The following is a 24659-nucleotide window of genomic DNA, read 5'->3' as shown; positions in this document are numbered from 1 at the left end:
GAAAAATAAGGTCAGGCGATATCGTTTAAATGGCAGGCGCTGAGATGATTGATCGCGATCCCGCGCAATGTGGGCACCTCGGTCTTACAGCGCGGCAGCGCGTGCGGGCAGCGCGGATGAAAATGACAGCCGGACGGCGGATTGATCGGGCTGGGAATCTCGCCCTTGATCGCCGTAAAGGTTTTGTGTCGCGACGCGAGCGACGGAATTTCCGCCAGCAACGCCTGGGTGTAGGGGTGATTGGGCCGAGCGAACACCTCTTCCACAGTGGCCGTCTCGACCACGCGACCGAGATACATGATCACCACGCGATCCGACACGTGTTCCACCACACCCAGATCGTGGCTGATGAAGAGATACGTCAAGTTGAGTTCTTCGCGCAGATCCATGAACAGATTCAAAATCTGCGCCTGGATCGACACGTCCAGCGCTGCGACGGCTTCGTCGCAGACCAGCATGTCGGGCTGCACCGCGAGCGCACGCGCAATGCCGATACGTTGCCGCTGGCCGCCGCTGAACTGATGCGGATAACGATGACGCAAGGCCGGGTCGAGGCCCGCACGCTGCATCTGTGCGCACACGTAGTCATCGAAGTTCGCGCGATCGACCAGGCCGTGAATGCGTGCGGCTTCGCCCACGATCTCGTCCACGCGCAGGCGCGGATTCAAGCTCGAATAGGGATCCTGGAAAATCATCTGCACCTTCAGCCGCGCGGCATGCGCTTGCGTGCCCGACATCTCGCTCGCCCGCAGACCATTGATGCGCACCTCGCCCGCCGACGGCGTCATCAGCCCGGCGGCGATGCGGCCCAGTGTGGATTTGCCGCAGCCCGACTCACCCACCAGACCCACCACTTCGCCCGGCCGGATGGCCAGGTCGACGTGATCGACCGCGCGCGTGATCGCCGGCGCTTTCGAAAGGCCCAGGCGCTGCATCGTGCGGCCCACGGCGCCCACCGGGCGCTCACCGAATCGTTTGCTCACGCCGCTCAACTCGATCAGCGGACGCCCTTGCGCGCGAGACGCGTTCGGCTCCGCGCCCACACCGTTGACGATGGCGTCACGGCCCATCACATCGCTCGCAGCGTGGCGATCCGCAGCATCCCTGTCTTGAATCGTCGTGTTCATGCCGTCACCTCGCGGCGAATCTCGTCTACAGCGGGGTGAAAGCAGCGCACCAGCCGATGCGGCACCGGCCGCGTCGTGTCCGGCCGCTGACCACAGATTTCCGATGCACGCGAACAGCGCGCCGAGAACGCACAGCCTTCAGGCAGCGACAGCAGATTGGGCGTCATCCCGGGAATCTGGCGCAGCCGTTGGCCACGCTTGTTATTGCTGGGCAGGCTGCCGATCAAGCCGGCGGTGTAGGGGTGCAAAGGGCGGTCGAGCACATCGTCCACACGGCCTTGCTCGACGATGCGCCCGGCGTACATCACGGCCACGTCGTCGGCCAGACCGGCCACAACCGACAAGTCGTGCGTGATCCAGATCAACGCCGTGCCGTTCTGCCGCGCAAGCTTCTGCACTTCCGACAGGATCTGCGCTTGAATGGTCACGTCCAATGCGGTGGTGGGCTCGTCGGCAATGATGAGGTCGGGCTGATGCAGGAGCGCAATCGCGATCGCCACACGCTGGCGCATCCCGCCGGACAACTGATGCGGATAGGCCAGCAGGCGCTCGTCCGGACTTGGGATGCCCATCATGCCCAGCGTTTCACGCGCCCGGTCGCGCGCGACGCTGCGGCTCACACGCGTATGGGCCAACACCGCCTCGATCATTTGCGCATCCACCCGCAAGACGGGGTTGAGCGTCATCATCGGATCCTGGAAGATCATGGCGATGCGATTGCCTTGCAGCGTGCGCATCTCGCGCGGCTTCATGCCCACGAGTTCGCGGCCTTGAAACAGGATCTCGCCACCGACGATACGACCCGGCGCATCCACCAGGCCCATGATCGAAAAACCGGTCACGGATTTGCCCGAGCCGGACTCGCCCACGAGCCCCAGAATGCGGCCGCGCTCGAGCGTGAACGACACATCGTCCACGGCCGGCAGCACGCCGGCGCGGGTATGAAAATGCGTGCGCAGATTGCGCACTTCAAGCGTAGGGGCCGACGTCATTTGTGCAGCCTCGGATTCAACACATCGCGCAGCCGGTCGCCGACCAGATTGATGGCGACGATGGTCACGAGCAGCGCGATGCCGGGATAGAAGCTGATCCAGTACTGACCGGACAGCATGAACTGATAGCCGTTGGAAATCAGCAGGCCGAGCGATGGTTCGGTGATCGGCACACCCAGCCCCAGAAAGCTCAGGGTGGCTTCGAGCGTGATCGCGCGCGCGATCTGCAACGTGCCGATCACGATCAACGGCGGCAGGCAGTTGGGCAAAATATGCCGCACCATGATGCGCCAGTTGGGGATATCCAGGCAGCGCGCAGCTTCCACGTATTCGCGCTGGCGCTCGACCAGTGCCTGGCCGCGCACGGTGCGCGCGTAATAGGCCCACTCCAGAATCACGAGCGTCAGCACCACGTTGCCCACGCCTTTACCCAGGTAGGCCAGGATCATCATGGCCACCAGGATCGACGGGAACGACAGCAGCAAGTCGACCACACGCATGATCAACGCATCGACCTTGCCGCCGCAGTACGCGGCGATAAGGCCCAGCAACGTGCCCACGATGCCGGCAATCACGGCCGAGCCCACGCCCACCGTCAAACTGATGCGCAAGCCGTACAGGATGCCCGAGAACAGATCGCGGCCCTGGCCGTCAGTGCCCAGCAGATAGTTGAAGGTGTCCAGCCCGTTGCGCGTGCCCGGTGGCAGTCGCGAATCAAGCACGTCGAGCTGCATCAGGTCATACGGGTTCTGCGGCGTGATCCACGGCGCAAACGCGGCCGCCGCCACCAGCAGCACCGTCAGCAACAGGCCAAAAATGGCAACCTTGCTGGAGAAGAATTCCGCCAGCAACCGTCGGCCGGGCGACTCCTGACCCACCGGTTTGGGCGCCGGCGCGGCCGTCTTGATCGTGGCGCTCATGCCGAGGCCTCCAGCCGCACACGCGGATCCAGCAGTTTGTACAAGATGTCCACGATCAGGTTGAGCGTGACGAACAGGCACACCACCACGACCAGGTAGGACACGATCACCGGACGATCTAGCGCATTGATGCTATCCAGAATCAACTTGCCCGCCCCCGGCCACGAAAAGATGGTTTCCGTGACCACCGCGAAGGCGATCGTCGAACCGAGCTCCAGGCCCAGCACCGTCACCAGCGGAATCAACGTGTTGCGCAGCACGTGCACGCCCACCACACGCAACGGCGACAAGCCTTTCGCGCGCGCGAACTTCACATAATCGAGCGGCAACACTTCACGCACACCGGCACGCGTCAGGCGGATCACCAGCGAAATCTTGAAAAGCGACAGGTTGAGTGCCGGCAGGATCATGTGCCGCAGGCCGTCGGCCGTCAGCCACGACCACTGCACGCCAAACACTTCCACCGTGCTGCCGCGTCCGCTGGATGGCAGCCATCCCAGGCTCACGCTGAACGCCATGATCAGCATCAGTCCCACCCAGAACGTGGGCAACGAAAAGCCGACGATGCTGCTCGTCATCACCAGCTTGGAAAAGGCACTCTCCGGATACAGCCCGGCGATCAATCCCAACGGCACGCCGATGACGACGGCCAGCAGCAGGGCCGCCACCGCCAGCTCCAGCGTGGCCGGCAAGCGTTGCAGGATCAGTTTGATGGCCGATTCGTTGTAGACGAAGCTCTTGCCCAGATTGCCGTGGATGGCCCCATTCAAGAACGACAGGTATTGCTGCCACAAGGGCTTGTCCAGCCCCATCTCGGTAATGATGCGCGCACGCTCGACTTGATCGACGTCCTGACCGATCAGGATATCGATCGGATTGCCAATGGCATGCAAGCCGGCAAACACAATCATCGTCATCAAGAGCACCACGACGATGGCCTGCGCGAAGCGGCGAAATAGCCATCCGGTCATGACGTGCGCTCCGTAGCCGACACGTCGTGTTCACTTGCGGTGTCGGCACGGTCGGTCGATGCAGATGCAGATGCCGTCATATCGTCCGCCGGCGGCGGCGCCGGCGTCCATTCATCGCCAAACACTTCCGGCTCACTGAACGCCAGCATCGTCGCGTAGTGCGTGTCGATGTCTTCGGCGTAGAACAGCCCGGCGATGCCTTGCGCCAGGCGCTTGGCGCCGTCGCTGATCGCGGGGATATCGCCCGACACCGTGCCGTGCGTAAGCGCGGCCGGATAGCAGAAGCAGTGCACGCGCGACAACCCTGGCAACTCACCGGGAATCCTTTCCTGCAGTTCGAACGCCGGCCCCAGATCGGGCGAATCGGACAGCTCCTGATCTTCATCGCCGGGCGCGGGCACATAGCGATCCTTCCACGCCCGGATATGCGGCGCGATTACGGCGAACTCCGGTCGTCCGTACCAGTCGATGCGAAAACCTGTGGAGGCAATCAGAAAATCGGCCGTGAACGTGCCTTTCACCGTGCGAATCTTCAGCGCGTCATCCACAAGGGCCGCGTCGACGATCCCCGCGCCCAGATTGAACCGGGCATTGGGGTGGCGCGACACGCGCAGCGTGCTGCCGCGCGGCGGCGGCACCTGCTGCACATTGATGTAGTGACGGATCTTCCATTTCCAGTCGTCGGGCAGGTTCAAATGCCCAAAGGTGAGCCCAGGATTGCCTGCGCCCTTGCCCTTGTTCACCCGCGGAATATCCTGGCGGCGGATCAACAGATCGACGCTGGCAGCACCCGCCTCCAACGCCGTGGCGGCGCTGTCCATCGCGGACGAACCGGCGCCGATCACGGCCACTCGTTTGCCCGCCAACTGCGCGTAATCCATCACGTCGGACGAATGCGCCCAGCGATCGCGCGGCAACGCGCGCACGAAGTCCGGCACATACGCGCCACCCAGTCCATCGCGCCCGGTGGCCAGCACCACCCGCCGCGCGAGCACCGTGAGCGGACCTTCGGGCGACGCGAGATCGAGCGCGACCACGCCATCGGCCTGCGGACGAACCGCCAGCACGCGATGCCCATTGCGCACATCCAGGTCCAGCACGCGGCGGTACCACCGCAGATAATCCATCCACTGCAAGCGCGGAATCTTGTCCAACGCGTCCCAGGCGGCTGCACCGAACTGCGCCTCGAAGAACGCGCGAAACGTCAATGCCGGAAGCCCAAGTGCGGGGCCGGTAAGTTGCTTGGGCGAGCGCAGGGTTTCCATGCGCGCGGTCGTGGCCCACGGGCCCTCGAAGCCGGCAGGGGCCCGATCGAAAATCGTGGCACGCACGCCAATGTGCTTGAGCGCCGCACAGGCCGCCAGGCCCGCCATCCCGCCGCCGATAATGGCCACGTCCAACACCGGTTGACCGGCATGCTCACGCACAGGCACCCACTGTTTGGCGGGCAATTCGAGCCACGACAGATCTTGGCGCAGGCGTGCTTCGAGCGTCGCCAGTCCGGCAGCATCGCCTGCGCGCGGTGTCGCATTCGGCGATCCTTGGGGTTGCGCCGTAACGGCCGACGATCCAGCCGCGGGTTCGGCCGGCACGGCGCCCGAGGGATGAGAAGCAGGGTGTGTCGCAGTCATGACTCGACGGTTTCCGTAAAAGTAGGTTCGTCGCCATAAAGCGATTGCAAAACGGCCGCGTGCTCATTGGCCTCACGCCGCACGAAGCCCGGAAGCAGATCGGCAGCGGCGCGCTCCAGCGCATCGATCAGCGTCTGCACGGCAGGCGTCAACGGCTTGGCCAGCGGCGTGATCACGCCAAACAAAAAGGGGATATCCGCATCGATCGGCCGCACCGCCACGCCCTCGATGGGGGCACCGTACGCCGTCACCGGTTCGAGCACCGAAATACCGAGGCCCGCGCGCACAGCCGTCATCGCGTTGAGCGACGAATTGGTTTCGATCAACCCGCGCGTGATCACGCCCGCCTGCGCAAACGCCTGGTCCAGACGGCGGCGCAAGCGAAAGGGGTTCGACATGGTGATGATGCGTTGCCCGGCCAAAGCCGAAAGCGGCACCACATCCAGCTCGGCCAACGCGCCATCAGCCGGCACTGCGACCGCACAGGGCGCCTGGCCGATCCAGTGCACGGTCAGCCCGCGGTGCTCCACCGGCAGACTCGTCACGCCCAATTGCACGGCATCGGTCAGCACGGCATGCACCACATGCTCGGGCGAGGCGCTGCGCAACTGAATCTGGGTGGGACAGGTCTGGGATGAGATGGCAGCCAACGCGATGGGCAGCAAACCGGCCGACAACGCAGGTGTGGCCGCCAGCCGCAGCGGCCGGCCGTCGCCGCGGGCGATTTCTTCGGCACGCGTGCGGATCTGCTTCATGCCGACCAGCGCGCGCTCCACGTCTTCATACAGCAGAAAGCCTTGCTCGGTGGGCGTCACACGCGGGCCGCTGCGCGTAAACAGCGCATAGCCGATCTCACTTTCAAGATCCTGCAGCAAGCGGCTGATGGCAGGCTGCGAGCGCCCAAGCATGCGCCCGGCGGCCGTCACGCTGCCCGCCGACATCACCGCTGCGAAGGCTTCCAGTTGCCGTAGTTCCATCTGACCTGCTTTATGTGGTTCTTGCATTCTGATGGCTTCAGTATGCACAGATGAAATACTTAATGGATATAAGCTAATACCCGAATACGGGGGTCGGACGGCCCAAATCAGATTTCTCGTAATAACCACGGCTCTAGATGGCGACTGCATGGCACCATCGATCACCTTAGGCTCAACATTTTCCTGCCTGGATCAACGGCTCGCGCTCACGCGTCATCGATCAATCCAACCCTGCGGTCAGGGGCGTCCACGCCGCCAGCGCCGACCTTGCAATCTTCTCGAGTGCGGCCCGCTTGGCACCGTCGCGGGCCTGGATCGACATCCCTTGCTGCACCGTCACGAAGAAGCGCGCGACCGCCTCCAGATCAACCGTGGGTGCAATCTCACCGCTCTCGACCCCCCGCGCAAGCTGAAGGGCGAGGTCTTGTGTGTTCTGCGCGCGCCTGGCCACCAGCTCGGCACGCAATGCCTCATTTGCCTCATTGGCGTGGAGCCCCGATAGGGTCACCAGACATCCGCGCGGCTTGTCCCTTCGGGTAAATGCGCGCGCGGTCGTCATCAGAAACGCCTCGACCGCGCCATAGGCGGTGTCTGCAGACATGACTGCCGCCCAGATATCTGCCCCATCTACGGTGACGTAGCGCTCCACGGCCTCACGGAACAACGCTTCCTTCGAGCCGAACGCGGCATAGAGGCTGGGCGACCCGATGCCCATTGCCGCAATCAGATCGTTCATGGACGCGGCTTCGAAGCCCTTGTCCCAAAACACCTCCATTGCCCGGGCAAGGGCTTCGTCACGATCAAATGCTCTCGGTCTTCCTCTGACAGCCATAACCTTCCTGAATTCTGTGTTGATCGACATATATTTATCTTGACACATCGGCGGCACCATTTCTATTCTATGTCGATCAACACAGAAATAGAGTTACCGATGCCATCGATGGAAGGCATGCGCGCCCTGGTCGCTGGAGCTTGCCCTGGCATCGGCGCCGCGATCTCGCGTCAACTCGCACGCCAGTCGAGACGTCCGTCGGCAGTCCGCATGACCAACGCCTGAGCCACCCACGTTTTACCAAGGAGAATGCCATGTTCGAAAGACTATTGAAGCAAGCGATGTTCGCCGTTGCACTGCTCTTCGCATCGCAGGTGTCGGCAGCGCCAGACCTGCCGCCGGAAGAATTTCCTGCGCCACCCGGATTCACACCCGCCTATCAGACCGTTGACGGCGTCAAGCTGCATTACCTGAAGGGCGGCCAGGGGCCGATGGTCTTGCTCGTTCACGGCTTCGCGCAAACCTGGTACGAGTGGCACCAGATCATGCCGCTGCTCGCCAAAACCCATACCGTGGTCGCCATCGATCTGCCAGGGCTGGGTCAATCGGAGGCGCCCAAGTCCTATGCCGGGCAAGACGTGGCCAAACTGATCCATCAGTTCGCGAAGTCGCATAGTCCGGATGCGCCGTTCGATCTCGTGTCGCACGACATCGGCAACTGGAATACCTTTCCGATGGTGGCCGAGCATCCCAAAGACTTCAAGCATGTGGTCTTCATGGAAGCCCCCCTTCCCGATGAAGGCATCTATACGTTCCCGTCCTTCACGCCTCAGGGCGAGTCACCCATGTGGCACTTCAGCTTCTTTGCCGCCGGCGGCAATTTTGCGGAGAAGCTGGTCGCAGGGCGTGAAGACATCTTTTTCGATCACTTCATCAAGTCGCACGCCGTCAACAAGGCAGTGTTCACGCCGGAGTTGATTGGTGCATACGCGCGCTCCTATGCCAAACCGCAGTCGTTCCACGCCGCGATGGAATACTATCGCGCGCTTCCCGAAACGCAGGTCCGCAACATTCCGCTGTTCAAGAACAAGCTGACGATGAAGACGATGGCCATTGGCGGCGGATCGCCCGTGTCGGTAGGGCAGTTCCAGGTCGATCAACTTGCGAAGTACACCACCAACATGAAAGGTGTGGTGATTCCGAACTGCGGACACTGGGTGCCTGAAGAATGCACCGAAACGTTCAACGCGACGATCATCGATTTCCTTGCCGGGAAATGACCGGCACGGCCGTTTGCTTGAACGGAACCCAAGCCGCCGCAGCGCTACTGAGGCTTGCTGGTCGCGGGTTTGAGGGCGGCCAGCGCCGCCAGCACGGCCACGTCGGCACCCGCAGGTGCGGTGGCCACCGCCATACGCACCTGCTGCAGCACGGTGGGGTTGAAGTCGGCTGCCATGTCGGCATGCACGGCGATCTGCCGGGTGGCGTCATCGAGCAGCAAATCCGGCGATACGCCCACCGCATCCAGCGGGTCGCCGCCAGCGCGGTGCACCCGGGCGGTGGTCAGCACCAGGGCGCCCTGATCGGCGGGCAACGCGAGCACCGTCTGGATGGTACCGGCACCCACGGTCTTTGCACCGATCAGCAAGGCGCGGCGGTGATCCTGCATCGCAGCCGCCACGATCTCCGCGCCGGCAGCGGTGCGATGATCCACGAGCACGACCACCGGCACATCATGTGGCACGACATGGTCGCGGGCGCGTAACGGGCGGGCATCGGCTGGGGTGCGGCCAAGCAGACTGCCGATCCTGGACCCTTCGCGCAAAACCAGCCCGGCGACCTGTTCGGACACGTCGAGCAGCCCGCCGGCGTTGCCGCGCAGATCCAGCACCAGGCCTGCCAACGGCGCGTCGGCGCGGGCGGACACGGCATCGAACGCCTCTCGCAACTTGCCGCCGGTTGTGCTGTCGAACGCGGCAACGCGGATCACCGCCACCGCGCCGTGCATTTCCCAACGCACGGTGGGCGGTGCCTGCACCGGGCCGCGCACGGGCTGCACGACGATCGTATCCCCCGCGCCCGCCCGCCTCAGCGCGACCATAACGGGGGTGCCGGGCGTGCCGCGCAACAATGCAACCGCTTCGGGGAGCGGCAAGCGCTCGGTCGCACGGCCATCAATACTGGTAACGATGTCGCCCGCCTGAATACCGACGCGCTCGCCCGGGCTGCCAGGCAGCGGCCGCACGACGGTCAGCGCGCCGTCACGCATCGTCAGCTCAAGGCCCACCGACGCAGGCGGCGGCGCCAACTCGGCGGACGTAGCGACCCGGCTATAGGCGTCCAGACTGGCCACCATGCCCCGGAGCGCTGCATTCAGTGCCGTCTCGCGCGGCGCGCCGTTGGCGAAACGCAGGATTTCGCCGGCCAGGATTCGAGTCTGCGGCGTCATGCCCTCGGCCTGCTGCGCGGCCAGCACGGACTGCTCAATCGCGGCCTGGCGCGACGGTTGTTCGGCGCCCGGCAGCGCCTTCAATGCCTGCAACCCGTTCGCCATCAATATGCGCGGGTCGACCGGGTCAACGTACTGATCCACGATCTGCGTCATGGCGGCCGCAAGCGTGGCCTCGATCTCAGGTCTCGCCATCGCGGCGGCGAGCGGCGTCTGCGCAAGGCCGCTCACAAAGAGCAGGGCGCACGTCAATCGCCGCATCGCGCAGATCATGCGGCCACCGATCACTGCACCTTCACGCGTACGGCCGCGCCGGGACGCGGCTCGAACGCAGGCACGGTGCGTTGCTTCAATTCCTCGCCCTTTGCACTCCACACGCGCGTGTCGGTGGGGAAGTCCTCGCTGCGCGTCATCCGGTCGACCTGAGCGGCCACCACTTTGCCGGCGCCGTCGATCTCGGGATTCCAGCCGTACACCCCCCACTGGCCGTACCAGACGACCGGCGCATCGGTATCCAGCCGGCGGTCGGGGCACATCACCAGGCCCTTATCCAGCAGCACGCGCAGGCCGCCCACCGGCACCAGTTTGACGGCCGGCGTCGTGCGATCCTTGCTGTGCCCCGGGCACACGTTGGCGCTGCGGGCAACGGTCGTCTCGACGACCTCGCGATCCGATTGGGCAAAGGCGGTGGTTGTGGCGCAGATCGCGAAGGCAGCGGTCAGAGCGAGCAAACGAGGGCGTGTCATGCGTGGCCTCCAGGCGTAAGAACATTCGGTTGAACAGATTCGAACGCGGCGCGAGAAGCCGCACTCATCGGGTGCGGCGATCTTAGCAGCCGCCCGGTTGCGCCTGCCGTTACAGGTGCGACAGAACGCACTCCAGGTCTGCGACGCGGTGTCCACATGGAAAGCGCATTTCGCAACGGTAGGGGTCAAGCCGGGTGATATCGCTTCGTTGGCGCGTCAGATCGATCGCCCGTTTCTGTTGCAGCAACGCGAGAGCGTTTAGCGCCCGCTCCTGCACCGTGGGTTGCTGCTCAAGCGTTGCCCCATTCCGCCACAAAAGTGTCGCGAAACGCCCGCAGCATCACCATGCGCGCTTCGCCCAAGCGCCGCGCCGCGTCGGTTTGCATACTGGCCGGCAGCGTGGCGAGCTTGCGCTCGATGTGATCCAGCGCGTACGCCTGATCGTCCAGTTCGCGATGCACGGCCAGCGGATCCGTGGGATGCGCGAAGGCCGACCCCATACGCCCGGCGGTGTAATACAAGCGGGCAAGGCCCACGGCGCCCAGCGCATCCAGCCGATCGGCATCCTGCACGATCTGCGCTTCGATGGTGGTGGGCGTGATGCCGGCCGAGAAGCTGTGTGCTTCGATGGCGTGAGCGACGCCGGGGAGCTTTTCCGCCGGAAAACCTGCCTCAGCCAGGCGCTCGCAGGCCAGGCGCGCGGCCATCGTGGAGGCTTGCGCGCGATCGGGATGGTTCTTGGGCAGGTTCACCAGATCGTGCAGATAAGCCGCTGCCTGCACCACCATGGCGTCGGCTTCCGGGTGATCCGCCAGCAGCGTTTGCGCCACGTTCCACACGCGGTTCAGGTGATTGATGTCGTGCGCGCCATCGTCGTCATGCACATCGGCGGTGGCCAAGGCAATGAGACGCGGTTTCCAGGTATCGAGCAAAGAGGACATGCGAAGGGCGAGCGCCGGGCGGGCGAGGCAATATGGGGAGCCAGAGCATAAGCGATCTGTAAAACGATTTCCGGGAAGATGATCCTGGCCGACCGCTATGCGCACCTCAAATGATGCCGCCATTCGCCCGCAGCGTTTGCCCATTGATCCATGCACCATCCGGTCCCGCGAGCGTCGCCACTACCGCTGCGATATCCTCAGGCTCGCCCAGGCGTTCGAGCGGCGCCATTTTGGCCAGGCGGTCGACCAGCTCGGGGGACTTGCCGTGCATGAAAAGATCCGTGGCCGTGGGACCCGGAGCGACCGCGTTGACGGTAATGCCGCGCCCGCGTAATTCCTTCGTCAGCACGCTCGTCATCGCCTCCACTGCCGCCTTCGTGGCGGCGTACACGCCATAGCCCGGTTGCAACATGCCCACCACCGAGCTGGAAAAATTGACGATGCGCCCGCCGTCACGCAGGCGCTTGGCGGCCTCGCGCAACGTATTGAACGTGCCCTTCAGATTGACGGCGATCTGCCGATCGAACACGGCGTCGTCGGTCTCCGCGATGTTCGATAGCGTCATGATGCCGGCATTGTTCACCAGCACATCCAAGCCGCCGAATTCGGCATCGATGCGATCGAACATCGCGCCTACGGCGGCCGGATCCGACACATCCGCCTTGATGGCGACGGCATGCCCGCCTGCACCGGCAATCTTGGCCACCAGCGCCTCTGCCGGCTTGGCGTCACCCGAATAATTGACGACCAAGGCAAAGCCATCGCGGGCCAGGCGCTGGGCGACGGCCGCGCCAATACCGCGCGAGGCACCGGTGACGAGCGCGACTTTCTGGGGTTGGGTTGACATGGCAAGGCTCCTTGAATAGGTAAGCCCTCAGTGTCTGCCGTTCCAGTCGTTAGATAAAGCCGACAACATTGATGTCTTTGTTCAAAATAATCGAACAATCAACAGTCGCTTTTCTGCGATCGCCACGCCCCCCGATTTGCCTTGGGCCAAGCGGCGTCAATCCTTCGAGTGCAACGTGGCCCAGGTCCGTTGCAGCATGGACGCCAGCGCCACCAGCATCGGCTCGCCCGCGCGTTCGGGCGACACGATGAAGCCCAGCGTGCCGTCGGCCTTGGCCGATCCCCAGACCACAAAATCGCCCGCCGCCGATCCCTGCAGCGCAATTTCCTCGCGCAGCAACGCGCATCCGGCACCTGCCCGTACCATCGCGTTCAAATTGGCGTGATCGTCGTTCTGCATCACCACGCGCGGCCGCAAGCCGTGGCGCTCGAACATATCGCGCAACAGCAGATGCGTATGACTTCCGGCGGGCCCGTCCAGCCACGGCAACTGCGCCAGCTCCTGCCAACCGCCCTTCTTCACCCCATCGGCCAGATCGTTGGGCACGGCCACGCGATAGCGCACGCTGCGCAGCGGCATCCATTGCAAGCCGCGCGGTGGATTGGCCGCGATCGTGAGCGCCGCCGCCAACTTGCCGCTGCCCACCTGCTCGGCCAACGCGCCGGTCGCCAACACATAGGTCTGCAGTTCGACCAATGGCAGATGCCGTGTCACGCGGCTGGCGAGCTCACCCAGACGCAAAAAATCCGGTTGTTCGCTGGGCACGCCCAGCTCGAGCACGCCATGCAGCGCGCCTTGCAGCGCCTGCGCCTCGGCCTTCAATTGATTGCCTTGCGCGAGCAGCGCTTCAGCCGTGACCAGCAACGCTTCTCCAGCGCGGGCCAATGTCAGCCGCCCGCCCGTCCGATCGAACAGCGCCACGCCCAGGCTTTGCTCGAGCGCCTTGATCTGCGCCGTCACGGCGGGCTGGGTGAGCGACAACGATTCGGCAGCGCGCGTCAGGTTGCCCAAGCGGGCCACCTTTACGAACGCACGAATCTGATAAATCTCCATACCCGAATCATGCCGCCAAAAGGCGGATTTGACTCGGCTCCAGGCCTACGGCCACGGGTGCGCCGATCGGAAAGATCGACAAGCCTGCCAGATGCGATTGATCGGCCGTGAGTTGCCGATCTCCCACCTGTACCTCATAGCGTGTGAACTCGCCCTGGAATTCGCTGGCCTGCACCACACCCGGTAGCCACACATAGCGGCCATCGCCGTTGCCGCCGGCCATGTCGATCTGCACCGTGTGCGGCCTGAAGCTGGCCGCCAGGCGCGGCGTATCCGGCACCTCGCCCGCCACCGGCAATTGCAGATCGCCCACGCCTTCCACCGCCAGCACGAGGCTATTGCTCGTGCGCTCCTTTACCGCACCTTCGAGCACATTCATCGTGCCTACGAAGTTCGCCACGAAACGATTGACCGGAAAGTCGAACAGCGTATTGGGCGACCCGATCTGCTGCACCACGCCGTGATCGAGCACCGCCATCCGGTCGGCCGTCGTCATGGCCTCTTCCTGATCGTGCGTGACGAAGATCGTCGTGATGCCGAGACGCCGTTGCAGCGACAACAACTCGCGCCGCATCTGCACCCGCAGCTTCTTATCCAGATTGGACAGCGGCTCATCGAGCAACAGCACCTGCGGCTCGATCACGATCGTGCGCGCCAACGCCACGCGTTGCTGCTGGCCGCCCGACAGCTCATTGGGCCGCCGCTTTGCATATTGCGACAGCCCCACGAGCGCCAACGCCGCTTCGGTACGTTCGCGAATCTCGTTGCGCGGCAGCTTGCGCTCCACCAGCCCAAAGGCCACGTTATCCCACACCGTCATGTGCGGCCACAAGGCATAGCTCTGAAACACCATGCCGATATTGCGCTTCCAGGGCGGGCTGCTGCTCACATCCTTGCCATCCACCAGCAGCGTGCCTTGCGATTGCCGATTGAAGCCCGCAATCAGGCGCAGCAACGTGGACTTGCCCGATCCGGAGGGGCCGAGCAAGGCAAAGAACTCGCCCGGTTCGATCACGATGTTGAGATCCTTCAACACTTCCGTCTTGCCGTAAGACAGCGAGATATTGCGGCATTCGACGCTGACTTTCTTCATGATGTCTTGAGCTCCGGAAGTTCCGATTCGGCATGCGCCGGGCGCTGTCGCGCCGTCGTACGTTCGATCAACAAATGACTGGCGTAGGTGCCGATGGCCACGGCCAATACCGCCAATACGCCGAGCGCCGCACCCGGCCCGCGGCCCGACGGGCTTTGCATGTACAGGTAGATGCCGTAGCTCATGGGCGCCTGGCTTTCGCGCGTGACCAGCATGATGGTGGCCGAGAGTTCCACGGCCGCCGTGATGAAGCTGGTGACGAAGCCCGCCAGCATGCCGCCCACCATCAACGGCACCACTACCCGCTTGATCGTGCGCCAGCGATTGGCCCCCATCGACTGCGCCGCCTCTTCGAGCGACACATTGATTTGCTGCAACGCCGCCACGCACGAGCGCAACGCATAAGGCAGCCGTCGCACCGAATACGCGATCATGATGAGGATCCACGACGACGTCAGCATCTCGCCGGTAAACGGGATTTCTACCCCTCGGAAGGTGCGCAGCAAACCGATCGCCAATACGATCCCGGGGATTGCCAATGCCGCCGACGCGAACCAGTCCAGCCAATGGCGCGCAGGCAGCCGCGTGCGCAACAGCAGATACGCGATCGCGGTTCCCAAGATGACATCGATACCGGCCGCAAGACCGCAGTACAGCAGCGTATTGGCAATCATGCCGCTGGAGTCTTCGAACACCGCGTTGTAGTGGGCCAGCGTATAGCCATCGGGTAGGGGTGCGAAGCTCCACACACTGGCAAACGACAGCAACAACACCCCGATATGCGGCGAGAGCACGAGCAGCAGCACCAGGAAAATCCAGCTGTAGGCAAGCACGCTTTCGCCCTTGCCGAGCTTGCGCTTCTGAATCGATCCGCCCCCCTTTTGCAGGGTGGAATAATCCTTGCCCTTCAACACCCGCGCCGAGAGCCACAATGCGGCAATCGAAAACGCGATGATGATCACGCTGATCACATAGCCCAACGGATCTTCCAGGCCCACTTGTGTGATGCGCAGGTATGCCTGCGGCGCGAGCATATTGGTGGCGCCCAGCACCAGCGGCGTACCCAGATCGTCGAACACCTTGATGAAGACGAGCGACGTGCCCGCCACATAGCCCGGCAATGCCAGCGGAAAAATGATGCGCCGAAAGAGCCGGAATCCACGCGAGCCCAGGTTGAACGCCGCCTCTTCCATCGAACCATCGATCGCGCGCAACGACACAACGAGGTTCATCAGGATGAACGGGAAGTAGTGCAGCGACTCCACGAAGATGACGCTGTTGAGTCCCTCCATCAACGGCAGATTGATGCCGAACCATTCGCCCAGCAGCAGGTTCACGCTGCCCGACCGGCCGAAGATCAGCTGCATCGCCACCGCCCCCACGAAGGGCGGCATGATGAGCGGCAGGATGCCAAGCGTCTGGATGATCAATGCGCCGCGAAACTCGAAGCGCACCGTGAAGTACGCCAACGGCACCGCAATCAGCGACGCAATCAGCGACGACCATCCGGCCACGTAGAGGCTATTGAAAAACGCCTCCTGCATCAGCGGCTGATTGAAGAACGCCATGAAGTGGCCGAACGTCAGACTGCCGTCCGAGTTCACGAACGCCGTGTAGAACACGGTGGCCACCGGCACGATGAGAAACAGGGCGAGGAACACGAGCACCAGCAGCGCAGCCGCCACCGGGCCCTTGCTCAGGCCATAGCGTTGAGACAGGTTCATGATGCTGCGGCTTAAAGAGCGGCGGCCTGATTCGCCAGCTTCACGGCCTGCTCATAATTGGCGCGCGCTTTGCCGTTCCATTCGCCTTCCAGCTGCGTGATCTGCTGGCTCACGGCCGAATCGCGCTTGTCACCGGAAAAGGTCTTCAAGAAGGCCGCGTCGCCCGCCTGCTTCGCGTTCACCAAGGGGTCCCAGGTGAGCTTGCGCGCCTCGGCCAGCAATTCGGCCGGTTTGCCCGATTTCGCCTTGTCACCCAGCTTGCGTTCGGCGTCGTAGATCGCCTTGGTGGCCTGCTGCAGTTCCTTCAAGCGGAACGTGATGGTCTGGTCGTAAAGCGACTGCACGAGGTAATACCGGCTTTGCGACACGTCCACATCGAAGTGCACTTTGCTGCGCTTGGCAATCTCGGCGGGATCCGGATAGCCCTCCGGAATCTTGCCCTTCAATTCCGAATACGGCAGCACCGGCAGACGTGAGATCTTCGGCTCGAGCAGCACTTCCTGGCCTGCCTGATCGAGCGTGAACTTGATGAAGGTTTTGGCTTCGGCGGCGTTCTTGGCGCCTTCGATCAACGCGATATTGGCGGGCACGATCGCCGTTTCGCTGGGATACACGAACTCCACCGGGAACTTCGAGAACTTGCTCGACAGCCCGAAGAAGTCGATCACCGGCCCGGCTGCGAACTGGCCGTTGTTCACGCCGTCCGGCACACCGAACGACCGCTCGGTGACTGCGCTGCTGTTGCCCGACATGCGCAGCAACGTGCGCCAGCCCTCCTCCCAGCCTTCGCCCTGCAGAATCGTCTCTGCCGTCAAATGCATCGTGCCCGAACGCGACGGCGACGTGATGCCCACATGACCGAACCACTCGGGTGCCAGCAGATCCTTCCACTCCACCGGATTCGGCAGCTTGTTCGCCTTCACATAACGCGTGTTGTACATGATGCCGTAGCCCGCCAGCGCCTGACCGAAGTACATGCCACCCGGATCGTTGATCGGAAAGCTGCCGATCTTGTCGGGCACTTTCGGGTTGGCGATATCGGCGGCCTTCGCCAGCAGCTTGTCGCGATTGAGCACCTCGAAGGCATCCGGCGCACTCGCCCAGAACACATCCGGGCGCTGACCGGCAGGCGTCTCGCGCACGTACGCAATGCCGGCCACGGTGTTCTTGTTCAGGATCTCCAAGGTAATGCCCGGGTTCGCCTTCTCGAAAGCGTTCTTGTAGGCCTGCGTGAGATCTTTCGGAAACGAGGTGATCACCGTAACGGTGCCGGCCTGTGCGGCGAGGGCGGCGCTGGAAAGCGCCAGCGCCAAAGCGAGGTGACGGACGTGTGCCATGTTGTCTTCTCCGGGTATGTTTTTTAATCGTTGTAGGCGCACCTTAGGCCTCGAAGATCACCCGCGTCCAATCAGAATTTCTGATGCGGGGTATTAGCGGCAACGAAAAAAGGGCTCCCGCAGGAGCCCTTCTCTTCACCCCGGCCGCAGCGTGTGCGGGCAGGATCGACGCTTACTTCTTCGTCGTGTCTTTCAGTTGCGGCAGGGCCGAGCCGGCCGGCGACGCCAAAAGGCCCGCCTTCACGTACGTGCCCAGCTTTTCGCGGGTATCCACGATATCCAGATTGCGCATCGTGAGTTGGCCGATACGGTCTTGCGGCGAGAAGGTCGACTCGCCCTTTTCCATCGTCAAGCGCTCGGGCTTGTAGGTAAGGTTGGACGAGACCGTATCCAGAATCGAGTAATCGTTGCCGCGGCGCAGTTCGACCGTGACTTCGCCGGTGATGGCGCTGGCCACCCAGCGCTGTGCCGTTTCGCGCAGCATGATGGCTTGCGAATCGAACCAGCGGCCTTGATACAGCAGGCGGCCCAGCTTGCGGCCGTTGTCGCGGTACTGCTCGATCGTGTCTTCGTTGTGGATGCCGGTGACCAGACGCTCGTAGGCGATGAACAGCAGCGCCAGGCCCGGGGCCTCGTAGATGCCACGGCTCTTGGCTTCGATGATGCGGTTTTCGATCTGGTCGCTCATGCCCAGGCCGTGACGCCCACCGATGCGGTTGGCTTCCATCAGCAGTTCGACGGGGTCGGTGTAGGTCACGCCATTCAGCGCCACCGGTTGACCTTCCTCGAAACGCACGCTGACCGTCTCGGCCTTCACCACCACATCGTCGCGCCAGAACGCTACGCCCATGATCGGCTGCACGATCTTGATGCCGGAATTCAGATGTTCCAGATCCTTGGCTTCATGCGTGGCACCCAGCATGTTCGAATCGGTGGAGTACGCCTTCTCGGACGACATCTTGTAGTCGAAACCGGCCGCGCGCATGTACTCGGACATCTCGGTGCGGCCGCCGAGCTCATCGATGAACGCTTGGTCCAGCCACGGCTTGTAGATCTTGAGATCGGGATTCGTGAGCAGACCGTAGCGGTAGAACCGCTCGATGTCGTTGCCCTTGAACGTGCTGCCGTCACCCCAGATGTTGACGTCGTCTTCCTTCATCGCCGCCACCAGCATCGTGCCGGTGACTGCACGGCCGATCGGGGTGGTGTTGAAGTACGTGATGCCGGCGGTCGAAATGTGGAAAGCGCCGCTTTGCAGCGCAGCAATGCCCTCGGCCACCAACTGCTTGCGGCAGTCGATCAGGCGGGCGTTCTCGGCACCATATTCTTTGGCACGGCGCGGAATCGCGTCGTAATCCGGCTCATCCGGCTGACCCAGGTTCGCCGTGTAGGCGTACGGAATGGCGCCCTTGTGGCGCATCCACAGCAACGCGGCGCTGGTATCCAGGCCGCCCGAAAAGGCGATGCCGACCTTTTGGCCGGTGGGGAGGTGAGGCAGAATAGTGGTCATGGGGCGTGATCTTGGGCGCGGCAGGCGCCTGTCGGTTAAGCGTGAAAGCAACCCCATATGATACTTGGTGAACCTGTTGGCGGGCAAAGCGGCCCGCCCAATCGGTGCAACCGGCCGAATTACCGGCGCAGTGTCCGCGGCTTGGCCGCCTCACTCAGGTGCCAGTTCACCACTTCCACGAGCGATTTCATCGTGAACGGCTTTTGCAGAAACGCCACGTAGCCGCTGCACTGATCGGCCACTTTCGACTCGGGCGTCGCGCTCATCATGATCACGGGCACTTCGTCCAGGAATGCGTTATCGCGCATGGCCGTCAACAACGGCACGCCGCCCATGTCGGGCATGGTCACATCGGAAAGCGCGAGATCCGGCCGCACGTGCAACATGGTCGACAGCGCATGCAAACCATTGGCCTCGGTATATACCTCGTGGCCTTCGTCGACCAAGCATTCTCGCAACGTACCCACGACATCCGGGTCGTCGTCCACAATCACTATCTTTGCCACGTATTCAATCTCGAGGTCACCGCGCCGTGCCGATTCGCAGGGCCACGATGACGTGTTTTTAAGCAATGGGGTTCTTACCGCCGCCCGGACTATAACGCCGTTCGTCTCCTGGCCCCGCGTTGAGTGGCCGGAACGGTGTCCGCACCGGCCGGGTCCCTCAGCAAGCGAAGTGCCGCAGAATGCGAGCAGGCCGATCGGAGGTGAACGCGCTGCGCCTCTTTTTCCTGACAGTGCACCGCACCATGTTTCCACCCGCCAGCATGCAACGTGGGCTATGACTCGCGCGAGGCGCCACAGTTCCAGCAGGTCGCGAATTGTGGCTCCAGCCATTCCTCGCAGGCCGGGCAATGCCAGTTCGGCGCGACCGATGTCGAACCCCGTCGGCTCTGATCGATCAATGCGTTTGCCTGCACCTCGTCGCGTGCATGCTCGATCCAGATTTCCGGCCCGCACTGATCGGTGGGGATATCGCCCAGGGCACCTTGCAGATACTGGTTGTGAACTGTGCAGGAGATGTTGGCTTGTTCAAGCAGGTTGGCCCAGTGCTGGGCCATCATCATATTGGGCGCGCGTAACAGCCGGATCATGATCGTCGTATCGCAAAGCTCGCGAAAGCAGGATTGCCAAGGCCCGAGCATATCGCAGGATCGGCAGGCTCCGCGGCCGCAAGCCCCCGGGGGTGGCGCGAAGCGCATGGGGCGCAGCACAGCTTGCCCGGTTGGTTTGGCCAGGCAGCGCACGGCACCAATCTTGCGCTGAACCGGCATTCCCTCAACCGGAGCCGCGTTCATGGCCACGATGCACATTCCCGAATACCCGAAGCCCACATTCGATACCGCGCAGCAAACGCCGCCAGGCAAAACCAATGCCATGACGCCCCGCCCGGACCACGGCGAAACAACCTATCGTGGATCGGACCGCCTGGCCGGCAAGGTCGCCATCATTACCGGCGCCGATAGCGGCATCGGCCGCGCCGTGGCCATCGCCTATGCCCGGGAAGGCGCCGACCTCGTGCTGTCTTACCTGGATGAGCACGATGATGCGAAGGAAACCGAAAAGTGGGTCAAGGAAGCGGGCCGGGAGGCGGTACTGATTCCGGGCGACATCGCCGATCCTGCGCATGCTGAAAACATTGTCAAGCAAGCCATGGTGCAATTCGGGCGGCTGGACGTGGTCGTCAACAATGCGGCGTATCAAAACCCGGTCGATGAGATCGAAGACATCACCGTCGAGGATTGGCAACGACACTACGCCGTCAATATCCACGCCATGTTCTATCTCATCAAGGCCGCCCTGCCGCATTTGAAGGCTGGCGCCTCGATCGTCAACACAGCATCGATCAATGCCAAGAAGCCGGTCGCCAACCAGTTGGCCTACTCGTCGACCAAAGCCGCCATCACCAACTTTACATCGGGCCTCGCACAATCGTTGGCCAAACGCGGCATTCGCGCCAACGCTGTGCTGCCCGGTCCCATATGGACGCCGTTGATTCCGTCGACGATGAAGCCCGAGGAAGTCGCCAAGTTCGGTACGCAAGTGCCCTTCGATCGCCCCGGTCAACCGGCCGAGTTGGCGCCCTCATATGTGATGCTCGCCTCCGACGAAAGCAGCTACACTTCCGGCGCCATGATCACGGTGGCGGGCGGCGCGTCGATTCTTTGATATGACCCACGCGCCGGATTTCACAAGGAGTGCGGTGCGTGTTGTTTGGTCAAGTTGAAGGGAACAAGATTCGTGGTGTGGGCTACGCCATCGCAGCCGTGCTGTGCCTGGCAGGGGCCGCCGGCAGCGCTCAGGCCTCGACCGTCATCGCGTGCGACTGGGGTGGCAAGATCACCAGCGAGCCGCAGATCGTGCGCGAGATCGGCGCCGACAAGCGCGAGATCGTCACCACGCGCTTCGGCATGGCGCTCTCGCAGTCAGCCAAGGCGCGGGCCACACGCAACGATGACGACTGCACCCACGAAGAGAAGGAAGCGGTAAACATCAAGTTGTCGGGCGCACATGCCAACCTGCGCAAAGGCGACGCCATACTTCTGCGCTACGGCTACATCGACGGTGGTCAGGCGCAAGGTCGTTACACCTTCGACCTCCTGAACTGCACCACCGCCAACAGCGACCTCTGCACCAAGCCGTAATCAATCGGCGCGCATCGTTTGACGCTGCGCGCCCAGGCCGGCCACGCCCAGTTCCACCACATCGCCCGGCTTCAGAAAGCGTTGCGGCGTCTTGCCCATGCCCACACCGGGCGGCGTACCGGTCGCAATCACATCGCCCGGCTGCAGCGACATGAACTGGCTGAGATACGACACGATATGCGCCACGCCGAAGATCATCGTGCGCGTCGAGCCCTGCTGCATCGTCTCACCATTCACCTTCAGCCACATCTCCAGATCGCCGGGATCCGCCACCTCATCGCGCGTGACCAGCCACGGGCCGATCGGCCCGAACGTGTCGCATGATTTGCCTTTGGTCCACTGCCCCTGGCGCTCGATCTGAAAGGCCCGCTCGCTTACGTCGTTCGCCACGCAATAGCCGGCCACATAATCCAGCGCGTCGGCTTGCGACACATACTTCGCGGTGCGACCGATCACAATGGCCAGCTCGACTTCCCAGTCGGTCTTTTCCGAGCCGCGCGGGATCAGCACGTCGTCGTTGGGCCCCACGATGGCGGAAGTCGCCTTCATGAACACGATGGGCTCAGACGGTGCCTGCATCCCCGCTTCGGCCGCGTGATCGGAATAGTTCAGCCCGATGCAGACAAACTTGCCGGTGCCCGCCACGCAGGGTCCCAAGCGCGGATTGCCCGGCACTTCGGGCAACGATGCCGCATCCAACGCCGCCAGCCGCGCCAGCGAATCAGGCCCCAGATGCTCACCACGCACGTCGGCGATATGTGCCGACAGATCGCGCAATACACCCTGCGCATCGATCAAACCGGGCTTCTCCTGGCCGGCGGTGCCATATCTCACTAGTTTCAATTCGGTGCTCCTCGTTGGGACGCGTCATCACGTTGACGCGTTGGTCTGATCGCTCGGTTTAATCGTTCGGGTCATCGGGTTGACGCATCTGTCTGGCTCATCAGGCCAACTTATCAAGTCTCTTCAGCTCGCCCGATGACGTCGACCCATTGGGTCGAGTCGCTCACCCGAGTATCGTCCAATGATATGTTGTTGAGAGGCCTCGTGTCGTCCACCCTCAATCGGGTAGGCGTGCCGCGTGCTGATCGCTCCGCTCCAAAACGCCCGAACCGATAGAGACACCCCCATGGCCACTTCCCCTCCCGTCCGCCGCCTGCGTTCGCTGGACTGGTTTCAGAACCCCGATCACATCGACATGACCGCGATCTACCTGGAGCGGTTCATGAACTACGGCGTCACGCCCGAGGAACTGTGCGCCGGCAAACCCATTATCGGCATCGCGCAAAGCGGCAGCGATCTCACGCCCTGCAATCGCGTGCACGTGGATCTGGTCAAACGCGTACGCGACGGCATTCGGGATGCGGGCGGCATTCCCATCGAGTTTCCCACCCATCCCATCTTCGAAAACTGCAAGCGTCCTACTGCAGCATTGGACCGCAACCTGGCGTACCTGGGTCTGGTGGAAATTCTCTACGGCTACCCCATCGATGGCGTGGTGCTCACCACCGGCTGCGACAAGACCACCCCGTCCGCCCTGATGGCGGCATCCACGGTAGACATCCCCGCCATCGTGCTCTCGGGCGGCCCAATGCTGGACGGCTGGCATGACGGCGAACTGGTGGGATCGGGCACGGTCATCTGGCGCTCGCGCCGCAAGCTTGCTGCTGGTGAGATCGACGAGCAGGAATTTCTGCAGTTGGCGCTCGACTCCGCGCCGTCGCTCGGCCACTGCAACACGATGGGCACGGCCTCCACCATGAACGCCATGGCCGAAGCGCTGGGCATGTCGCTCACCGGCTGCGCCGCCATCCCCGCCACCTATCGCGAACGCGGCCAGATCGCCTATCGCACCGGCAAGCGCGCCGTCGAACTGGTGCTGGCCGATGTGAAGCCGTCGGACATCATGACGCGGGCCGCCTTCATCAACGCCGTACGTACCAACACGGCACTCGGCGGCTCCACCAACGCCCAGCCGCACCTGATGGCGATGGCGCGCCATGCCGACGTCGAACTCACCCTGGATGACTGGCAAAAGTACGGTTACGACATCCCGTTGTTGGCCAACGTGCAACCCGCAGGCGCCTATCTCGGCGAACGCTTTCACCGCGCCGGCGGCGTGCCCGCCATCATGTGGGAGCTGCTGCACAACGACCTGCTCGATGGCTCGTGCATGACGGTCACCGGCCGCACGATGGGTGAGAACCTCATCGGCCGCGAGTCGCACGACCGTGAGGTGATCTATGCCTTCAAGGAACCCATCAAGGAGCGCGCAGGCTTTCTCGTCTTGCGCGGCAACCTGTTCGACTTTGCGATCATGAAAACCAGCGTAATCTCGCAGGGCTTTTACGATCGCTACCTGAGCGAGCCTGGTCGCGAAGGCATCTTCGAATGCCGCGCCGCCGTGTTCGACGGCTCGGAGGATTATCACCAACGCATCAACGACCCTGCGCTGGGCATCGACGAAGATTCGATCTTGGTGATGCGCGGTGCCGGTCCCATCGGCTGGCCGGGCTCGGCAGAAGTGGTCAACATGCAGCCGCCCGACTTCTTGATCAAACGCGGCATCAACAGCCTGCCTACGCTCGGCGATGGCCGGCAGTCCGGTACGGCCGATAGCCCGTCGATCCTGCACGCCTCGCCCGAAAGCGCCGCCGGAGGCGGCCTCGCGTGGTTGCGCACTGGAGATGTGATCCGCATCGATCTCACCCGCGGACGTTGCGATGCCCTGGTCGACGATGAGGAAATCGCCCGGCGTCTACGTGAAGAGACCATCCCTGCCATTCCGGCCGACGCCACGCCATGGCAGATGATCTATCGCCGCACGGTGGGACATTTATCCGAAGGCGCGGTGATCGAGGACGCCGTGAAATTTCAGCGCGTGGCGCGCACCTTGCCGCGACATAATCACTGACCGATCGCACG

Annotated in this window: 23 protein-coding genes; 4 read left to right on the top strand and 19 right to left on the bottom strand. The window is 63.1% G+C overall.

Going from position 1 to position 24659, the window contains the following annotated elements; genetic code table 11:
• Positions 1-11 precede the first annotated feature (11 nt).
• The 7 genes from EYW45_RS03440 to EYW45_RS03410 all read right to left on the bottom strand — a co-directional run bounded on the left by EYW45_RS03440 (position 12) and on the right by EYW45_RS03410 (position 7450).
• Positions 12-1127 (bottom strand): ABC transporter ATP-binding protein, encoded by a 1116-nt coding sequence (locus tag EYW45_RS03440; RefSeq protein WP_235938815.1) that lies wholly within the window; start codon positions 1125-1127, stop codon positions 12-14.
• Positions 1124-2119 (bottom strand): ABC transporter ATP-binding protein, encoded by a 996-nt coding sequence (locus EYW45_RS03435; RefSeq protein ID WP_161133985.1) that lies wholly within the window; start codon positions 2117-2119, stop codon positions 1124-1126. Before EYW45_RS03435 ends, EYW45_RS03440 begins: the two co-directional genes overlap by 4 nt.
• Positions 2116-3039 (bottom strand): ABC transporter permease, encoded by a 924-nt coding sequence (locus EYW45_RS03430; RefSeq protein ID WP_161133984.1) that lies wholly within the window; start codon positions 3037-3039, stop codon positions 2116-2118. The genes EYW45_RS03435 and EYW45_RS03430 overlap by 4 nt, the downstream gene beginning before the upstream one ends.
• Complete coding sequence (locus EYW45_RS03425) at positions 3036-4010, bottom strand: ABC transporter permease (protein WP_161133983.1); 975 nt, start codon at positions 4008-4010, stop codon at positions 3036-3038. Before EYW45_RS03425 ends, EYW45_RS03430 begins: the two co-directional genes overlap by 4 nt.
• Positions 4007-5641: an NAD(P)-binding domain-containing protein gene (locus EYW45_RS03420; RefSeq protein ID WP_161133982.1), complete on the bottom strand. Its 1635-nt coding sequence runs from the start codon at positions 5639-5641 to the stop codon at positions 4007-4009. Before EYW45_RS03420 ends, EYW45_RS03425 begins: the two co-directional genes overlap by 4 nt.
• Positions 5638-6618 (bottom strand): LysR family transcriptional regulator, encoded by a 981-nt coding sequence (locus tag EYW45_RS03415; RefSeq protein WP_161133981.1) that lies wholly within the window; start codon positions 6616-6618, stop codon positions 5638-5640. The genes EYW45_RS03420 and EYW45_RS03415 overlap by 4 nt, the downstream gene beginning before the upstream one ends.
• A 220-nt stretch (positions 6619-6838) precedes the next feature.
• Positions 6839-7450 (bottom strand): TetR/AcrR family transcriptional regulator, encoded by a 612-nt coding sequence (locus EYW45_RS03410; protein WP_161134566.1) that lies wholly within the window; start codon positions 7448-7450, stop codon positions 6839-6841.
• A 254-nt stretch (positions 7451-7704) separates the two neighbouring features.
• Here EYW45_RS03410 and EYW45_RS03405 point away from each other — a divergent pair, with 254 nt between their 5' ends.
• Positions 7705-8670, top strand: coding sequence for an alpha/beta fold hydrolase (locus EYW45_RS03405; protein ID WP_161133980.1), 966 nt, complete (start codon positions 7705-7707; stop codon positions 8668-8670).
• A 44-nt stretch (positions 8671-8714) separates the two neighbouring features.
• On the opposite strand, the gene EYW45_RS03400 is transcribed toward EYW45_RS03405, so the two are convergent.
• The 11 genes from EYW45_RS03400 to EYW45_RS24790 all read right to left on the bottom strand — a co-directional run bounded on the left by EYW45_RS03400 (position 8715) and on the right by EYW45_RS24790 (position 20387).
• The gene (locus tag EYW45_RS03400) at positions 8715-10100 is read right to left on the bottom strand and encodes a S41 family peptidase (RefSeq protein WP_161133979.1); all 1386 of its coding nucleotides are present in this window, start codon (positions 10098-10100) and stop codon (positions 8715-8717) included.
• Positions 10101-10123: 23 nt separating this feature from the next.
• Positions 10124-10585 (bottom strand): hypothetical protein, encoded by a 462-nt coding sequence (locus tag EYW45_RS03395; RefSeq protein WP_161133978.1) that lies wholly within the window; start codon positions 10583-10585, stop codon positions 10124-10126.
• 290 nt (positions 10586-10875) lie between these two features.
• Entirely contained in the window at positions 10876-11526 is a 651-nt protein-coding gene (locus EYW45_RS03390) for an HD domain-containing protein (RefSeq protein WP_161133977.1), read from the bottom strand.
• Between the two features lie 106 nt (positions 11527-11632).
• Positions 11633-12373 (bottom strand): SDR family oxidoreductase, encoded by a 741-nt coding sequence (locus EYW45_RS03385; protein WP_161133976.1) that lies wholly within the window; start codon positions 12371-12373, stop codon positions 11633-11635.
• Positions 12374-12529: 156 nt separating this feature from the next.
• On the bottom strand, positions 12530-13426 hold the full coding sequence (locus EYW45_RS03380) for a LysR family transcriptional regulator (protein ID WP_161133975.1): 897 nt from the start codon (positions 13424-13426) through the stop codon (positions 12530-12532).
• Positions 13427-13433: 7 nt separating this feature from the next.
• Positions 13434-14519, bottom strand: a complete 1086-nt coding sequence (locus EYW45_RS03375; protein WP_161133974.1) for an ABC transporter ATP-binding protein — start codon at positions 14517-14519, stop codon at positions 13434-13436.
• Positions 14516-16243, bottom strand: coding sequence for an ABC transporter permease (locus tag EYW45_RS03370; protein WP_161133973.1), 1728 nt, complete (start codon positions 16241-16243; stop codon positions 14516-14518). Before EYW45_RS03370 ends, EYW45_RS03375 begins: the two co-directional genes overlap by 4 nt.
• 11 nt (positions 16244-16254) lie before the next feature.
• Complete coding sequence (locus EYW45_RS03365; protein ID WP_161133972.1) at positions 16255-17580, bottom strand: ABC transporter substrate-binding protein; 1326 nt, start codon at positions 17578-17580, stop codon at positions 16255-16257.
• A 172-nt stretch (positions 17581-17752) separates the two neighbouring features.
• Positions 17753-19090: an argininosuccinate synthase gene (gene argG, locus EYW45_RS03360; RefSeq protein ID WP_161133971.1), complete on the bottom strand. Its 1338-nt coding sequence runs from the start codon at positions 19088-19090 to the stop codon at positions 17753-17755.
• Between the two features lie 119 nt (positions 19091-19209).
• Positions 19210-19596, bottom strand: a complete 387-nt coding sequence (locus tag EYW45_RS24795; protein ID WP_161133970.1) for a response regulator — start codon at positions 19594-19596, stop codon at positions 19210-19212.
• 272 nt (positions 19597-19868) lie between these two features.
• Positions 19869-20387: a putative signal transducing protein gene (locus EYW45_RS24790; protein ID WP_328703587.1), complete on the bottom strand. Its 519-nt coding sequence runs from the start codon at positions 20385-20387 to the stop codon at positions 19869-19871.
• A gap of 7 nt (positions 20388-20394) precedes the next feature.
• Between EYW45_RS24790 and EYW45_RS03345 the strand changes: the two genes are divergently transcribed.
• Both EYW45_RS03345 and EYW45_RS03340 read left to right on the top strand, forming a co-directional pair.
• On the top strand, positions 20395-21258 hold the full coding sequence (locus EYW45_RS03345) for an SDR family oxidoreductase (RefSeq protein ID WP_161134564.1): 864 nt from the start codon (positions 20395-20397) through the stop codon (positions 21256-21258).
• A gap of 38 nt (positions 21259-21296) precedes the next feature.
• Positions 21297-21734: a hypothetical protein gene (locus tag EYW45_RS03340; protein WP_161133969.1), complete on the top strand. Its 438-nt coding sequence runs from the start codon at positions 21297-21299 to the stop codon at positions 21732-21734.
• Here the strand turns inward: EYW45_RS03340 and EYW45_RS03335 are convergent, their stop codons facing one another.
• Complete coding sequence (locus EYW45_RS03335) at positions 21735-22577, bottom strand: fumarylacetoacetate hydrolase family protein (protein WP_161133968.1); 843 nt, start codon at positions 22575-22577, stop codon at positions 21735-21737.
• Positions 22578-22863: 286 nt separating this feature from the next.
• On the opposite strand from EYW45_RS03335, the gene EYW45_RS03330 reads away from it, so the two are divergent.
• Positions 22864-24648: an IlvD/Edd family dehydratase gene (locus EYW45_RS03330; protein WP_161133967.1), complete on the top strand. Its 1785-nt coding sequence runs from the start codon at positions 22864-22866 to the stop codon at positions 24646-24648.
• The last annotated feature ends 11 nt before the right edge of the window (positions 24649-24659 follow it).

The sequence above is a fragment of the Schauerella aestuarii genome (genome assembly GCF_009866805.1).
Lineage (GTDB): Bacteria > Pseudomonadota > Gammaproteobacteria > Burkholderiales > Burkholderiaceae_B > Schauerella > Schauerella aestuarii.
This window is presented reverse-complemented; position numbering and strand designations above follow the sequence as displayed.